The organism is Streptomyces sp. NA02950 (assembly GCF_013364155.1).
In the GTDB taxonomy this organism is placed as follows: domain Bacteria; phylum Actinomycetota; class Actinomycetes; order Streptomycetales; family Streptomycetaceae; genus Streptomyces.
In genome coordinates this window covers 4,720,186-4,735,815 of sequence record NZ_CP054916.1, presented here as the reverse complement: position 1 = coordinate 4,735,815, position 15,630 = coordinate 4,720,186, and the positions used below count along the sequence as shown (strand labels likewise).

14 protein-coding genes are annotated in these 15,630 nt (G+C 73.3%); 11 read left to right on the top strand and 3 right to left on the bottom strand.

Annotation, left to right across the window (positions count from 1 at the left end; translation table 11 throughout):
- The first annotated feature begins 56 nt into the window (after positions 1-56).
- Positions 57-1,025, top strand: coding sequence for a DUF5926 family protein (locus HUT19_RS20640; protein ID WP_176181894.1), 969 nt, complete (start codon positions 57-59; stop codon positions 1,023-1,025).
- A gap of 522 nt (positions 1,026-1,547) precedes the next feature.
- On the opposite strand, the gene HUT19_RS20635 is transcribed toward HUT19_RS20640, so the two are convergent.
- Positions 1,548-2,222 (bottom strand): bifunctional DNA primase/polymerase, encoded by a 675-nt coding sequence (locus HUT19_RS20635; RefSeq protein ID WP_176181893.1) that lies wholly within the window; start codon positions 2,220-2,222, stop codon positions 1,548-1,550.
- Positions 2,223-2,801: 579 nt separating this feature from the next.
- On the opposite strand from HUT19_RS20635, the gene HUT19_RS20630 reads away from it, so the two are divergent.
- Both HUT19_RS20630 and HUT19_RS20625 read left to right on the top strand, forming a co-directional pair.
- Positions 2,802-4,430, top strand: a complete 1,629-nt coding sequence (locus HUT19_RS20630; protein WP_176181892.1) for a GAF domain-containing SpoIIE family protein phosphatase — start codon at positions 2,802-2,804, stop codon at positions 4,428-4,430.
- A 159-nt stretch (positions 4,431-4,589) separates the two neighbouring features.
- Entirely contained in the window at positions 4,590-6,092 is a 1,503-nt protein-coding gene (locus HUT19_RS20625) for an aminopeptidase P family protein (protein WP_176181891.1), read from the top strand.
- A gap of 115 nt (positions 6,093-6,207) precedes the next feature.
- Here HUT19_RS20625 and HUT19_RS20620 read toward each other — a convergent pair whose 3' ends face one another.
- Positions 6,208-6,738 (bottom strand): carboxymuconolactone decarboxylase family protein, encoded by a 531-nt coding sequence (locus tag HUT19_RS20620; protein WP_176181890.1) that lies wholly within the window; start codon positions 6,736-6,738, stop codon positions 6,208-6,210.
- 47 nt (positions 6,739-6,785) lie between these two features.
- Here HUT19_RS20620 and HUT19_RS20615 point away from each other — a divergent pair, with 47 nt between their 5' ends.
- Entirely contained in the window at positions 6,786-8,300 is a 1,515-nt protein-coding gene (locus tag HUT19_RS20615; protein ID WP_176181889.1) for a PLP-dependent aminotransferase family protein, read from the top strand.
- Positions 8,301-8,315: 15 nt separating this feature from the next.
- Positions 8,316-8,441, top strand: a complete 126-nt coding sequence (locus tag HUT19_RS43995; protein ID WP_303331979.1) for a hypothetical protein — start codon at positions 8,316-8,318, stop codon at positions 8,439-8,441.
- Positions 8,442-8,477: 36 nt separating this feature from the next.
- Here the strand turns inward: HUT19_RS43995 and HUT19_RS20610 are convergent, their stop codons facing one another.
- On the bottom strand, positions 8,478-8,981 hold the full coding sequence (locus HUT19_RS20610; RefSeq protein WP_176181888.1) for an ATP-binding protein: 504 nt from the start codon (positions 8,979-8,981) through the stop codon (positions 8,478-8,480).
- Between the two features lie 201 nt (positions 8,982-9,182).
- On the opposite strand from HUT19_RS20610, the gene HUT19_RS20605 reads away from it, so the two are divergent.
- The 6 genes from HUT19_RS20605 (at position 9,183) to efeB (ending at position 15,607) form a co-directional block, all read left to right on the top strand.
- Positions 9,183-10,010 carry a hypothetical protein gene (locus tag HUT19_RS20605; protein WP_176181887.1) on the top strand — a complete coding sequence of 276 codons (828 nt, stop codon included), beginning with the start codon at positions 9,183-9,185 and terminating at the stop codon, positions 10,008-10,010.
- A 109-nt stretch (positions 10,011-10,119) separates the two neighbouring features.
- Positions 10,120-10,863, top strand: coding sequence for a YcnI family protein (locus HUT19_RS20600; protein ID WP_176187097.1), 744 nt, complete (start codon positions 10,120-10,122; stop codon positions 10,861-10,863).
- 156 nt (positions 10,864-11,019) lie between these two features.
- Entirely contained in the window at positions 11,020-11,688 is a 669-nt protein-coding gene (locus HUT19_RS20595; RefSeq protein ID WP_176181886.1) for an SCO family protein, read from the top strand.
- Complete coding sequence (locus HUT19_RS20590) at positions 11,685-12,173, top strand: copper chaperone PCu(A)C (RefSeq protein ID WP_176181885.1); 489 nt, start codon at positions 11,685-11,687, stop codon at positions 12,171-12,173. The genes HUT19_RS20595 and HUT19_RS20590 overlap by 4 nt, the downstream gene beginning before the upstream one ends.
- A 6-nt stretch (positions 12,174-12,179) precedes the next feature.
- Positions 12,180-14,294 carry a copper resistance CopC/CopD family protein gene (locus tag HUT19_RS20585; RefSeq protein WP_176181884.1) on the top strand — a complete coding sequence of 705 codons (2,115 nt, stop codon included), beginning with the start codon at positions 12,180-12,182 and terminating at the stop codon, positions 14,292-14,294.
- Positions 14,291-15,607: an iron uptake transporter deferrochelatase/peroxidase subunit gene (gene efeB, locus HUT19_RS20580; protein WP_176181883.1), complete on the top strand. Its 1,317-nt coding sequence runs from the start codon at positions 14,291-14,293 to the stop codon at positions 15,605-15,607. The genes HUT19_RS20585 and efeB overlap by 4 nt, the downstream gene beginning before the upstream one ends.
- Positions 15,608-15,630: the final 23 nt, after the last annotated feature.

The window sequence follows — 15,630 nt, the reverse complement described above, 5'->3', positions numbered from 1 at the left end:
CTAGGCTCGCGCCCGTACGAGCAAGCCCTGCCGCACGATCGGGAGACAGCCACGCCATGGCCAAGAAGCGCCGCCCCCAGACGAAGGCCGCAGCCCCCCGGGCCATGACGGGCGACATCCCCGTGGTGGGTGCGCGCGAGCCCTGCCCGTGCGGCTCGGGCCGTCGCTACAAAGCCTGTCACGGCAGGGAAGCCGCCCACGCCGTCACCGAACTGGTGCAGCGCCCCTTCGAAGGGCTCCCCGGCGAATGCGACTGGGTGGCCCTGCGCGAGCTGGTGCCCGCCGCCACCGTCGCACTGCCCCTGGCCGAAGGGCTGCCCGAGGGCGTGCCGTCGGTCACCCTCGCGACCGTGCTGCCCATGGCCTGGCCCGCGCTGCGCCGCGACAACGGCGCGGTGCTGATCGGCCTCCAGAACGACACCCCCTCCGGTGACATCAGCCGAGACCTCGCCGACACCCTGCGGCGCGCACTGACCGCCGAACCCGGCACTCCGGTCTCCGCCGAGCGGGCGCCCGGCGACGGGCCGCGGCTTCAGGATCTGCTCGACCCGAAGGGCGCTTTCACGCCGACCCTGCACGAGGGCTTCGAGTTCTGGCTCGAGGACGCCGCGAACGCGAGCGGGGAGGTCGCCGCGTCCCTGGAGCGGGCCAACGCGGCCGCGATCCCGACCGCCCGGCTCTCCGGCGTGGACGCCGCGTACTGGTGCGAGACCCCGGAGAAGAACCACCTGCGCTGGGTGATGGCGCACCCGGAGGAGGAGCTGCTCGACGCGCTCGCCCGGCTGCACGCCGCGGGCGCCTCCTCGCTCGGCGAGAACACCCGGCTGGTGGGGTCCTTCCGGGCCCACGGGCTCACCGTCCCGGTATGGGACCTGCCCAGCGGGATGCGCGCCGAGGACACCGAGAAGCCCGCCCAGGAGCTGGCCGAGCGGCTCGGCGAGGCGCTCGCCTCCGACGCCCCGCTGACGCCCGAGCAGCGGCGTGCCCGCGGCGGTCTCACCAACCGTCAGGTCACGCTGAGCTGACGCTCACGGCCGGGCGTTCCACCCCCGCCCGGCGCACGTGACCCTGCTCACAACTCACCGTTACGGCCTGGAAATACGCGTCCGGAAATCCGCGATCGAATTTGCTAACGGCCGATCTCTTGTTACGGTTCTAAAAGCCCGGTCGCTGGTGCATCCCCCGTCGCCAGCGACCGGGCGCTTCCATGTCCGGAGCCGGACGCGACGGCGGACGCTACGACGGACACGACGCGCGGCGGCGCGGACCGCGGGCGACCCGATGCGATCCGACGGGTGATCAACGAGTCACGGATCCACGGGAGTTGCCCCCACACGGCAGCCCGGCCCCAGGGCTCACAGCGCCCCGTCCGGCCCCTCGGGCGCATGAGGGACACGGGCCGTGAGCACGTGAGCACGTGACGGCATGAGCGCACAACAGCGACGCGGTGGGGCAGCTGCCCCACCGCGTCCGTCCCTCTGCGTATGTGCGGATGTGCATACGTGCGTCAGCGAACGCACCCGCCGACGGCGACCGCCGGACCGGCCTCAGTAGGCCAGTCGGCTGCCTCCGTCGGGCGCGCTGCTGCTCGCCTCCACCAGGGCGTCCACCACCGCGGACACCTCCGGCAGCCACGGCTGTCCGCCACGCCGCAGCGGTGCGCGCTCCCAGCGCACCCGCCCCAGGCCGGTCTGGGACGGCGGCAGCACCAGATAGCCGCCCTCGCCGTGGAACCGCAGCGAGCTGGGCACCCAGTCCTGGCGGTTCAGCAGCTCGCCGAGCTCTTCGAGGGAGTACGGAGCCACCAGCAGCGACCAGCGGGTGGGTGTGGCGACCACCGGGCCGAGCCGCACCCCCGCCCGGTCGAACGCGGCCAGCGCCCGCGCCCCGGCCACCGCCGGCAGACTCACCGCGCAAGGGCCGCGGCCCCCGGTGGCCAGGAGCAGAGGAGCGCTCGGGCGGTTGGTCCACCACCAGCGCACCATGCGCGGGTCGGTGGTGGCGGCGAGGAGCACCGGGTCGAAGGGGTGGCCGCCCGGCACCGCGCAGTCCGGGTCGGGACAGCCGCACACCCGTATCCGTCCGCCGCCGGGCTGGAGGCCGATGCCCGGGAGTACGGGCCACTGCCACTCGGTGGCGCAGGTGAGCGCCGCGCGGAGCAGCGGCGATCGTGCGCCGCGCCGAAGCGAGAACTTGCGTCGCCTTCCGAGGATCTCGCGCATGAGCGCTCGTTCCTTTCCGTTAACGCCGAGGGCTGTATCCGTCGCACTTCGCACTACATGGCACTTCACAAGGCACTACGTGGCGCTGAACGGCATCGTTCGACCCGTCACAGCACGTGGATCACAAGTCACTGCGCGTACGAGGCAGCGCATCACGCCGCAGGCCGAGCGTGGAACGTGGCGAGGGGTGGCGCGCGCCTGGCGCTTGCCGTCCTGGTGGTGCGTTTCCTCGCCACTCGGGGATGGGCGCGGCCCTTGTGGTCTATGACGCCTGGACCGGCCGCGGGGTTCCGGGGCGATACGAACTGCCCCCGGCCCCTCTCCGATGTGTACCCGCCGCGGTGGAGACGACGCGCTGTCGATTGACGTCAGTCGACCCCAAATTGACAGCCTAACGACTTCTTTTCAGCCAAGTTCAATTCCCCCCAGACACTAACAAGACCACCGGGACAATGCTGGACATCGCCTCTTGGGTGCGTGTACATCTGGAGACAGTAGCGGCACAGTAGCGGCGCAGCACGACAGGGGGTTTGCGATGCTATTGAGCAAGCCGGACGCGGCGGGCGAAAGCAGCGGGCCATGAACCCGCCCCACCTGCCGAAAGTGGCTGGAATCGATTCTTCCCTCCCGGCGCCCACGCAAACTGCCGACCCCGTTACGCCGCCTGCCGCCCCTCCGGACCCCGGCCCGGACCCGGATCCTGGCGTTCAGGACCGTCTCGCCGGCTGGGTGTCGGACCTCACCACCCTCCATGAGCTGACCGAGCGGCTGACCCGCACCGACACGCTCGACGACGCGCTGCACGAACTGCTGCGCGCGGGTGCCGCCCTGGTCGGTGCCCAGCGCGGGCTGGTGGCGCTCGAACCGGCCGACGGGCTCGGCCCGGTGACCACCGTCGGCCTCGGCCTCGGCCATGCCGACCTCGGCCAGATCGAGACGATCCCGCGCGGTTCCGCCTCCGCCGGTCATCTGCTCGACGGGCTGCCCGAGCCGGACGGCGAGCGGCGGGCCGACGTCACCCACCCCGACATCGCGAGCGAGGCGGATCTCGACCCCCGCCATCGTGAGGTGGCGGCCCGGCTCGGCTTCGCCGCCAGCTACGCCGTACCGCTGGACACCTTCCCTGCTCCTGAAGACCCGGGCGCCGCCACCCCGCCGGGCCCCGCCGTGCCCTCCCCCGGCCCCGACGCGGACACCGTGGCGGGTACGGTCGCCACCGCGGACCGAGCGGTTCCGGGCGACCCCACGGCGAGCGGCACCGACCCCGTCCGCGGCGGCCCCGTCCGCACCGGCCCGGCCCGTACCGCCGAGGGCGTACCGGGCATCGCGGCCGCCGTGGGCGCCACCCGCCCCGCCGGACGGCTGGGCGCTGCCGCCTGGCTCTACGACGAGCCCGCCGAACCCGGGGAGCGCCAGCGCCATCTGGTGGGCCTGTACTGCCGTTACGCCGCCGCCCACCTCGTCCGTCTCCTCGAACTCCGCCGGGCCCGCGCCGCCATTGGCACCGTCCAGGAGGAGCTGCTGCCCGCCCGGCTGCCCCGGGTCCCCGGGGTCCGGCTGGCCGTCCGCCACCACCCCGGTCCGTCCGGCGGCGGGGACTGGTACGACGCGTTGCCGCTGCCCGACGGCGCGCTCGGGCTCTCCGTCGGCGGGGTGACCGGGTCCGGGCCGAGCGCCGTGGTCGCGATGGGCCGGCTGCGGGCCTCCCTGCGCGCGTACGCGGTGATGGAGGGCGAGGATCCGGTCGCCGTCCTCTCCGATCTCGAACTGCTGCTGCGCCTGACCGAACCCGCCCGCTCCGCGACCGCCCTGTTCGCCTACTGCGAGCCCGGTCCGCGCCGGGTGGTGCTGGCCGGGGCCGGACACTGCCCGCCGCTGATCACCGGGGAGCGGCGCACCGAGTTCGTGGAGACCACACTGTCCGCGCCGCTGGGGATGCTCTCCTGCTGGGAGGCGCCGAGTGTGGAGGTGGAGCCCGCCTGTGGAGAAACGCTCCTCTTCTACAGCGACGGGCTGCTGCACCGCACCGGGGGGCCCATGGACCGCGCCTTCACCCGGCTCCAGGCGGCGGCCGCGAGCGCGCCCAAGGCGGTCCGCGGCGACCCGGACGCGCTGCTGGACCATGTGCTGCGCACCGTGCTGCCCGGTGGCGTGGACACCGGGGACGGCACCGAGGACCTGGTCCTGCTCGCCGCCCGCTTCGACTGAGTCGCCCGCTCCGGCTGAGCCGCCCGCTGCGACTGAGTCGCCCGCTCCGGCTGAGCCGCCCGCTGCGACGTGGCGCCCGGGATGGCCCGGTGACGCCCGGTGGCACCGGTGCGACATGGCCCTCTCCGCCCTCCCTGCCGCCGTATCCCCCCACCTACCATGGGAGAGGTCCAGTTCGAGGAGGATGACGTGACCGAGGAGCCCACTCCTGAAGCCCTGGAGACCCCGGAGGCCGAGGAGCAGCCCATCCAGCAGCGGAAGAACGGCCTGTACCCGGGCGTTTCCGACGAGCTCGCCGCGAACATGAAGTCCGGCTGGGCGGACACCGAGCTGTACGAACTGGAGCCCATCGAGCAGGCTCCGCACACCGCCGCCCGCCGTGCCGCGCTCTCCGCGCGCTTCCCCGGCGAGCGCCTGGTCATCCCCGCGGGCAAGCTCCGCACCCGGTCCAATGACACGGAGTTCCGGTTCCGCGCCGCCACCGAGTACACCTACCTCACCGGCGACCAGACCGAGGACGGCGTCCTGGTCCTGGAGCCGCAGGCGGGCGGCGAGAGCCACACCGCGACCCTCTATCTGCTGCCCCGCTCCAACCGGGAGAACGGCGAGTTCTGGCTGGACGGCCAGGGCGAGCTGTGGGTCGGCCGCAGGAACAGCCTCACCGAGGCCGAGCGGCTGCTCGGCGTACCGGTGAAGGACGTGCGCACGGTCGCCGAGGAGCTGAAGGCCGCCACCGGTCCGGTCCGCATCGTGCGCGGCCATGACGCCGGGCTGGAGGGCGCGCTGACCGACAAGGTCACCGGTGAGCGCGACGAGGAGCTGCGCGTCTTCCTCAGCGAGCAGCGGTTGATCAAGGACGAGTTCGAGGTCGGTCAGCTCCAGGCGGCGGTCGACTCGACGGTCCGCGGCTTCGAGGACGTCGTCAAGGTCCTGGACAAGGCCGAGGCCACCTCCGAGCGCTACATCGAGGGAACGTTCTTCCTGAGGGCCCGGGTCGAGGGCAATGACGTCGGCTACGGCTCCATCTGCGCCGCCGGGCCGCACGCCACCACCCTCCACTGGGTGCGCAACGACGGCCAGGTCCGCCCCGGTGAGCTGCTGCTGCTGGACGCGGGCGTGGAGACCACCACGCTCTACACCGCCGACGTCACCCGCACCCTGCCCATCAACGGCACCTTCTCCCCGCTGCAGCGCAAGATCTACGACGCGGTGTACGAGGCGCAGGAGGCGGGCATCGCCGCCGTCAAGCCGGGCGCGAAGTACCGCGACTTCCACGACGCCGCCCAGCGGGTCCTGGCCACCAGGCTGGTCGAATGGGGCCTGGTCCAGGGCCCGGTCGAGCGGGTGCTCGAGCTCGGTCTCCAGCGCCGCTGGACCCTCCACGGCACCGGCCACATGCTCGGCATGGATGTGCACGACTGCGCCGTGGCCCGTACCGAGACGTATGTCGACGGCACCCTGGAGCCGGGGATGTGCCTCACGGTCGAGCCGGGTCTGTACTTCCAGGCCGACGACCTGACCGTGCCCGAGGAGTACCGCGGCATCGGCGTCCGGATCGAGGACGACATCCTGGTCACGGAGGACGGCAACCGCAATCTGTCCGCCGCGCTGCCGCGCCGGGCCGATGACGTCGAGGCGTGGATGGCCCGCCTCACCGGCTGATCTCGCGGCTCCGCGGAGCCCAGCGGGGAGCGGCACCGCCGCTCCCCCGTTCCCGCCGCCGTTCCCCCGTGCCGCCGCCGGGCCGTTCTGCCCGCCGTCGGTCGTTCCGCCGCCGTCAGCCCTTGCCGGGCGCCTTGCGGGTGGTCACCGCGATCCGGTTCCAGGCGTTGATGGTGAAGATCAGCGCGATGAGCCGGGCCAGCTCAGCCTCCCCGAAGTGGCGGGCGGCCCGCTCGTACACCTCGTCCGGGACACCGCCCGGCAGCAGGGTGACCGCCTCGGTGAGCGCGAGGGCGGCCTGCTCCTTCTCGGTGTAGAACCCGGCATCGCCCGCCTCCTCCCAGACCCCCACCAGGTTGATCCGCTCGGGGCTCTCGCCCGCCTCGCGGGCGTCGGTGGTGTGCATGTGGAGGCAGTACGCGCAGTGGTTGAGCTGCGAGGAGCGGATCTGCACCAACTCCACCAGAGCCGGGTCCAGGCCCTCCCGCGCGGCGGCGTCCAGACCGATGAGGGCCTTGAACGCCTTGGGGGCCGCCTTGGCGAAGTCGACCCGTGCGGGGCGGGTCCCCGGCACCGGGCCCGCGGTCGCGGTCGTCGCCGTAGTCGCTGTCGTCGTCGCAGTCGTCGTCGCAGTCGTTGTTGTCATGACGATGAATCTAAGCCCCGATGCGACAGGTTGTAGGGTGCATTTCCATGGCGGAATCGCGGGTCAATTCGGCGGAGATCCTCGGCAGTGACCTCCATCTGGAGCTGACCCGCGCGGGCAGCCGCCGCACCGCGCTGATGAGCGCGCTGCGCGAGGCCGTCCGCGGCGGACGGCTCGCCCCCGGCACCCGGCTGCCGCCCTACCGCTCCCTCGCCGCCGACCTCGGCATCGCCCGCAACACGGTCGCCGACGCCTACGCCGAGCTGGTGGCCGAGGGCTGGCTCACCGCCCGCCAGGGCTCCGGGACCCGGGTGGCCCCCCGGACCGCACCGCCCCCGCCCCGGCGCACCGGCAGCCGTGAGCGCACCGGCGGCCGTGAGCGCGGCGGACGTCCCGCCGCGACGCCCCCCGGCACCCGCAGACGCCGGGCCGCCCCCGCCCCGCGCCCCACCCACAACCTGCTCCAGGGCCAGCCGGACGCCGCCGCCTTCCCCCGCACCGCCTGGCTCGCCTCCGCCCGCCGCGCCCTGACCGCCGCCCCCAACGAGGCGTTCGGCCCCGGTGATCCGCACGGCCGGCCCGAACTGCGCCGCGCCCTCGCCGACTACCTCGCCCGGGCCCGCGGGGTGCGCACCGACCCGGACCGGATCGTGGTCTGCTCGGGCTTCGCCCACGCCCTGCGGCTGCTCAGCGGCACCCGGGTGCTGCGCCCGGCGCTGGCGGTCGAGTCGTACGGGCTGGCCTTCCACCGCTCGCTGCTGTCCTCCTCCGGGGTGCCTACGGTCCCGCTGTCGCTGGACGCGCACGGCGCCCGTACCGAGGAGCTGGCCTCCCACCCCGCCCTGCGGACCGTACGGGCGGCCCTGCTCACCCCCGCCCACCAGTTCCCGACCGGCGGTCCGCTGCACCCCGAGCGGCGCGCCGCGGCCGTCGACTGGGCGCGCACCAACGGCGGACTCGTCCTGGAGGACGACTACGACGGGGAGTTCCGCTACGACCGCCAGCCGGTCGGCGCCGTCCAGGGGCTCGACCCGGACCGGGTGCTGTACCTGGGCTCGGTCAGCAAGAGCCTCTCCCCGGCGCTGCGTCTTGGCTGGATGGTCCTCCCGGACCATCTCGTCGACGTGCTGCTGGCCGCCAAGGGCGAACGGGAGGGGTGGGCGAGCGCGCTCGATCAGCTGACGCTCGCGGATTTCCTCGAGTCCGGCGGCTACGACCGCCATGTGCGCCGGATGCGCCTGCGCTACCGGCGCCGCCGGGACGCGCTGGTGACCGCGCTCGCCGAGCGCGCCCCGCACATCCGGGTCTCCGGGATCGCCGCCGGGCTGCACGCGGTGCTCGAACTCCCGCCCGGCACCGAGCGGTCCGCCGTCCAGGCCGCCTCCTGGCAGGGGCTGGCCCTCGACGGCCTGGCCGGCTACCGGCACCCGGACGCGACCACACCCCCGCTGGAGGGGCTGGTGGTCGGCTACGCCACCCCGCCCGAGCACTCCTTCCCGGCGGCGCTGGACGCCCTGTGCCGGGCGCTGCCGCCCGAACAGCCGCCCCCGAAGACCGGCTGAGCGACGGCCCGAGCCATGACGAGCGAGCCCGCCGACCCGGCCCGCGCCACCGCCGCCGTCCGCGAAGGTGCGGGCGGCGGCCTGTCGCGCGCCGACTGGTCCACATATCTCCCGGAGGTCCCGTACCGCGATATCCGCTGACCTCGGCTGCGGCCCGTTGCCCGCGTCGTGCCCCCGTCAGGACGCCCTGAGCAGCGAGTCCTCACGCCACTTGAGGATCTTGTCGAAGCTCACCACCACGCCGCCGCGGCCCGGCCGGTCGCGGTAGCGGACATGGTCGGTGAGGGCCTCGATGAGGAACAGCCCCCGGCCGTGCTCCGCCTGCGCGGGAGCCGGACCGTGCGGATGCTGGGGTCTGCGCGGGGTGGCGGGCCGCCGCTCACTGCGGGTGCGCGGTCCACGACGGACGGTGCCGCGCTGGGCGAATCCCGGCCCCGAGTCGGTGACCTCGATACGGCAGGTGTCGCCGTCGATGAAGGCCGTGACCCGGTAATCACCCCCCGTGCCGTCGGCTCCGCCGTGCTCCACCGCGTTCGCACATGCCTCGGAGAGGGCGACCGACAGGTCGTAGGAGATCTCCGGGTCCACCCCGGCCGTCTCCATCGTGCCGAGGAGTAGTCGTCGTGCGAGGGGAACGCTCGCCGCCTCGCGGGGCAAATGGAGTGACCACCAGATGCTCATGCTCCAGCCTCCCGGCCGCGGCTCGACATACCGTTACGTATTGCCTGGGTCCATGGTCCGTAAGCGTGCGATTGACGTGACTCCGCTCATTCGGCGGACGCGCACGGTGGGCGCACCGGTGTATGGGCCTGTCCCGGTGTGCGCCGGTACGCCCTACCCGCCGTAGGTAACGCATTTGCCCAGTGGGATGATGGCGCGGCCATGGCTTCCTCTGTCGCCCGTGCGGGCGCCGATCTGCGCATGCTGCGGGCCGCGGTGTTCACCGCGGTCTGCGTTGTGCTGTCCGCGGCCGGGCATGTGCTCGCGTCCTGCGCGACGGTGCCGCTGTGGACGGTGGGCGTGGGCGCCGCGGCGCTGTTCTCGGTGGTGGTGCCGCTGGCCGGGCGGGAGCGCTCGCTGCCCGGGATCGCCACGGTGCTGGCCCTGGGCCAGCTGGTCCTGCACACCGTGTTCGGGCTCGGACAGCAGCAGGCGGCCGCCGCCCTGCGGGCCGACGGACAGGAGGGCCGGGTGATCAGCCTGGCCGCCCATCTGCTGTGCGCCCCCGTGCCCGGCCGGATCGACGCCGCCACCGCGCACCGGATCGTCGAGCGCGCGGGTATCGACCCGTCCTCGGTCCAGGACGTGCACGCCGCACACACCATGCACTCCGCGCCCCTCTCCGCCCTGCCGGGCGGTGCGCACGGCCCCGGTCTCGACGGCCTGCTGCCGTCGCTGCCCATGGCGCTGGGGCATCTGCTGGCCGCCGTCGTCATGGGCTGGCTGCTGCGCCGCGGCGAGATGGCCGTGTGGCGGGCGGTGGGGCTGTCGGTGGAGGGGGCGCGCGAGGTGGCCGAGGTGGCGCTCGTCCGGGGTCTGCGCGCCGCGCTGCGGCTGGTGCGGGCCCTGCTGACCGGGCTCGCCGGGCTGCCGTCGGCCGGGCCGCGGCGACCGCGCCGGGCCGAGCCCGACGAGGGCGCCACCACCGCCCTCGTACTCCAGCACAGCGTGATCAGACGGGGCCCGCCGCGCCACGACCTCGCGGCCTGACCGACGCGACGCTCCTCCAGCGGGTCCGGAGGGCGGCCGCGGCCTCGCCGCACGCGCGCCACCCACTGATCATCCGTATGCGGATCCCTGGAGTACTCCCATGAACACCATGCGTCTTCGTCGTCTGCCGGTTCTCGGTGCCCTCACCGCGGGCGGCCTGGTGCTGCTCGCCGCCGGCCCCGCCTTCGCGCATGTCACCGTGCAGCCCGGAGAGGCCGAGAAGGGCGGCTACAGCACCGTCAACTTCAAGGTGCCCAACGAGCGTGACGACTCCTCGACCACCAAGCTGGAGGTCACGCTGCCGACCGACCATCCGCTCGCCTCGGTCATGCCACAGCCGGTGCCCGGCTGGAAGGTGAAGGTCACCAAGACCAAGCTGGCCAAGCCGATCGAGATGCACGGCGAGAAGATCACCGAGGCGGTCAGCAGGGTCACCTGGACCGGCGGCAAGATCGAACCGGGCCAGTTCCAGCAGTTCCCGCTCTCCGTCGGCGAGCTGCCCGAGGACGCCGACCAGCTCGTCTTCAAGGCGCTCCAGACGTACGACAACAAGGAGGTCGTGCGCTGGATCGAGGAGCCCAAGGAGGGCGAGGCCGAGCCGGAGAACCCGGCACCGGTCCTCAAGCTGGTCGCCCCGGCCGAGGGCTCGGACGCGCACGGCGCGACGCCCGCCGGTCACAAGGACGACGACAAGGGCGACGACAAGGGCGAGGACGGCGAGAAGACCGCGGCCGCCGACTCGGACGGCGACAGCAGTGACACCACCGCCCGGGTGCTGGGCATCGCGGGCATCGTCGTCGGCGCCGCCGGTGTCGCCTTCGGTGTTCTCGCGAGCCGCCGCCGCTCCGCCTGACCCACCGGTGTCCACGGCGTGACCTCACGGTGTGACCGCGCGCGTCCTGACCCGGCGCCGCGGTCACACCGGGGCGGCGGGCCCTCCGCCCGCCGCCCGCACGTCCGTACCCACGCACACACCACCGATCCACACCTCTCACGGGAGAACAGCTCCATGCGCACCACCATCCTGGGCACCGCTGTTGTCGCCGCCGCCGCACTCGCGCTGACCGCCTGTGGCGGCTCCGACGGCGACGGCGACAAGGGGAAAGCGGCCACCGCCGAGGTCAAGGGCGGCCGGCAGTCGGGGAAGGCGATCTCGCTCGACAAGGGCAACGAGAAGGCCAAGCCGGACCTGGTCCTGACCGACACCGACGGCAAGAAGTACGACCTGATCAAGGAGACCAAGGGCCGTCCCACCCTGCTCTTCTTCGGCTACACCCACTGCCCGGACGTCTGCCCGCTGTCCATGAGCAACCTCGGTATCGCGGAGAAGAAGCTCTCCAAGGCCGAGCGCGACAAGCTCCGCGTCGTCTTCGTCACCACCGATCCGGCCCGCGACACCCCCAAGCGGATCCGCTCCTGGCTCAACGCCCAGGGCGGCACCGACTTCGTCGGTCTCACCGGCGAGTTCGACACCATCCAGGCCGCCGCCCGGACGCTCGGCATCTACGTCGACAAGCCGAAGAAGGAGAAGGACGGCAGCATCACCGTCGGCCACGGCGCCGAGGTGGTCGGCTACGCGCCCCAGGACAACAAGGGGCACTGGATCTACACCACGGGCACCACCGCCGAGCAGTACACCAAGGACCTGCCGAAGATCGTCAAGGGGCAGAACCCGTGACCGGCGGCGCCCACCTCCGCAAGACCGCCGCCGCGTCGCTCGCCGTCGGCCTGTGCGCGGCGCTCGCCGCCTGCGGACCCGGCGGCGACGACGGCGGGAGCGGCAAGGACGGCGGCGGCCGTCCGAAGCTGTCCGTCAGCGGTGCGTATCTCCCCCAGCCGTCGATGGACGACATGGCCGCGGGCTTCCTGACCGTGCGGAACACCGGTGGCGCGGACCGGCTGACCTCCGTCACCACCCCGCTCGCCTCCGACGTCACCCTGCACCACACCACGGACAACCGGATGAAGCAGGTGAGTTCGCTCGACATTCCGGCGAACGGGCGGCTGGAGCTGGCCGGCGGCGGAGATCATCTGATGCTGACAAAACTGACCCACCGGCCGAAGGTCGGTGAGAAGGTCGAGTTCACCCTGCATTTCGCGACCTCCGACCCCATCGAGATCAAAGTCCCGGTCGAGCCGACGACGTACCGCCCCAAGGACTGACGCCCGATGCCCTCGCTGACCTCCCCGACCTCGGCCGGGACCGCCAGGACCACCGTCGCCGTCACCGCCCGGCGGCTGGCGGCGGTCTGCGCGACCCTGCTCGCCGCGCTGCTGTGCGCGCTGACCGTCGGCGCGAACACCGCGTCCGCGCACGCCGCGCTCACCTCGACCGACCCGCGCGACGGGTCGGTGGTGAAGACGGCGCCCACGGAGGTCACGCTGAACTTCTCGGAGGGCGTGCTGCTCTCCGACGACTCGGTGCGCGTGCTCGACCCCAAGGGCAAGCGCGTGGACACCGGGAAGCCCGGCCATGTGGCCGGGAAGACCTCGACCGCCGCGGTCAGGCTGCACTCCGGGCTGCCGGAGGGCACGTTCACGGTGGCGTGGAAGGTGGTCTCGGAGGACAGCCACCCGGTCAACGGCGCGACCACCTTCTCCATCGGCGCCCCGTCCGAGACCACCGTCAAGGTGTCCAAGGGCGGGGAGTCCGACAGCACCGTCGGCACGCTGTACGGGATCGGGCGCTACGCGGCCTACGGCGGTTTCGCGGCGCTGGTCGGTGCGAGCGTGTTCGCCGGGGTCTGCCGGTCCTCGCGGTCGGTCCGCAAGATCGCCGTCGGCGGCTGGGTGACGCTGTTCGCGGCCACCCTGGCGCTGTTGCTGCTGCGCGGCCCGTACACCGGGGGCGAGGGGATCGGCGCGGTCTTCGACCTCGGCGGGCTCGGCGACGTGCTGTCCACCAAACCGGGCGCGGCGATGCTGTCGCGGCTGCTGCTGCTCGGCGCGGCGGCGGTCTTCCTGGCGGTGCTCTTCGGCACGTACACCCGGCACACCGAGGAGGCCGAGGCGGCGAAGGCGGCGGGCGACGACGGGGACGACGTGGTGATCGACCACGGGCGCCGTCAGGACCTGGCCTTCGGGCTCGGCTTCGGCGGCACGGTGGTCGCGGTGGGGATCGCCGCGACCTGGGCGATGGCCGAACACGCCTCCGTCGGCATCCAGAAGGAGCTGGCGATGCCGGTGGACGTGATCCATCTGCTCGCGGTCGGGGTGTGGCTCGGCGGACTGGCGGCGCTGGCGGTGGCGCTGCGCGCGGGTGAACCGGTCGGCCGGACGGCGGTGCGCCGCTTCTCCCGGCTGGCCTTCGGCTCGGTGGTGGCCCTGGTGCTCACCGGCCTCTACCAGTCGTGGCGGCAGGTGGGTTCGTGGAAGGCGCTGACCGGCACCGAATACGGGAAGTGGCTGCTGCTCAAGGTCGGCCTGATGGCGGTGCTGGTGGGTGTCGCCGCGGTCTCGCGCCGCTGGACGGGACGTCTGACGGACGCGGCGGAGAAGAACGCCGGGACCGAGAACGCCGGGACCGACGAGGAGGCGGACGCCGAGACCGGGGCGAAGAAGGCCAGGGTCACGGCGGCGGCGACGGCCGGACGGGCGGACCGCACGGCCGCCGTACGGTCCGGCACCGGTTCCGGCGCCAAGGGCTCGGACGCGTCGGAGGACGACGCCTCCGCGGACGACGACTCCGATGACACCGCCACGGACGACCCCGTGCGCACCGCCCAGCTCGCCCGCCAGCGGGCCGCCGTCGACAGGACCGCCGCCCAGCGCAAGCGGGACGCCGACCCGGTGCGCAGCGCACTGCGCCGCTCGGTGCTGGCCGAGACGCTCGTGGCCGTGGTGCTGCTCGCGGTGGCCACCGTGCTCAGCGGCACCCAGCCCGGCCGGGCCGAGACCGGGCAGCCCGCCGCCGCGGCCGCGCCCGATCCGCTGGGCGTCGACCCGGTGAGCGTGGAGATCCCGTACGACACCGGCAGCAAGAGCGGCCGCGGCAACGCCGTGGTCATGCTCGACCCGGCGCTCGCCGGGGACAACACGCTCCATGTCTTCCTCCTCGACCGGGCCGACCGGCCCGTGGACGCCGAGGAGGTCAAGCTCTCGCTGACCCTCAAGGAGAAGTCCATCGGACCGCTCCGGGTACCACTGGAGCACCTGTCCACCGGACACTGGAGCACCGAGAGCGTGAAGCTGCCCCTGGGCGGCGCCTGGCAGATCTCCCTGACCGTACGCACCTCCGACATCGACCAGGTGACGGAGACGAAGACCGTGAAGATCGCGCAATGACAACGCAGCAGCACACCCAGCGGGAGCCGAGGAAGAGCCCCGGGAACGACCACGAGGAGAAGGACCGGGGGAAGGACGGGCCGGAGAGCCCCGGCGCGCGGATCTCCCGCCGCCGCCTGCTGGGCACGGCGGGCGCCGCGGGCGCGGCCGGGCTGGTGGCGGGCGCCGCCGCCGGTGCGTACGCCGCCGAGGCCAGGCGCTCGGACCCGGAGCCGCTCACCTCGGTGGGCGGCACCACCGTGCCGTTCCACGGCAGACACCAGGCGGGGATCACCACCCCGCTCCAGGCCCACGGGCATCTGGTCGCCTTCGACCTCGCCCCCCGCGCGGACCGCAAGGCGATCGCCGCGCTGCTGCGCCGCTGGTCGAGGACGGCCGGGCAGCTGACCGAGGGCGAGGCACCGCCGGACGACACGGGGATCGCGCTCGACGCGGGCCCCTCCTCCCTCACCGTCACCTTCGGTTTCGGCCGGACCTTCTTCGGCCGGGCGGGGCTGAGGGACCGGCTACCGACGGCGCTGGCCCCGCTGCCCGACTTCGCCTCGGACGCGCTGGACGCCAAGCGCAGCAACGGCGATCTGTGGATCCAGATCGGTGCCGACGACGGGCTGGTCGCCTTTCACGCGCTGCGCGCCCTCCAGCGCGAGGCGCGCGGCACCGCCCGGCTGCGCTGGCAGATGACCGGCTTCAACCGCACGCCCGGCGCCACCGGCCGTCCCATGACGGCCCGCAATCTGATGGGCCAGATCGACGGCACCAACAACCCCAAGCCGTCGGACGAGGACTTCCAGCGGCGGGTGTTCGTGCCCGCGGAGGGCGAGCCCGCCTGGATGGCGCACGGCTCCTACGCGGTGGTCCGGCGGATCCGGATGCTGCTGGACTCCTGGGACCACCTCTCCCTCGAGCGGCAGGAGAAGGTGATCGGACGCCGCAAGTCCGACGGCGCCCCGCTGTCCGGCGGTACGGAGGACACCCCGGTCCGGCTGGACAAGGTGAACGGGGACGGCTCGCTGGCCATCGCCGGGGCGGCCCACGTCCGGGTGGCGGCGCCCGCGTCGAACCAGGGCGCGGCCATGCTGCGGCGGCCCTTCTCGTACCACGACGGCTTCCGCGAGGACGGGGCGCCGGACGCCGGGCTGCTGTTCATCGCCTGGCAGGCGGATCCGATGAAGGGGTTCGTGCCGGTGCAGCGGAAGCTGGACCTGGGCGACGACCTCTCACGCTTCCTGCGGCACGAGGCGAGCGCGCTGTTCGCGGTGCCGGGCGGCTGCGCTCCGGGGGAGTACGTCGGTCAGGCACTCTTGGAAGGATGAGCCGCGGAATCCGTCGAATCCAT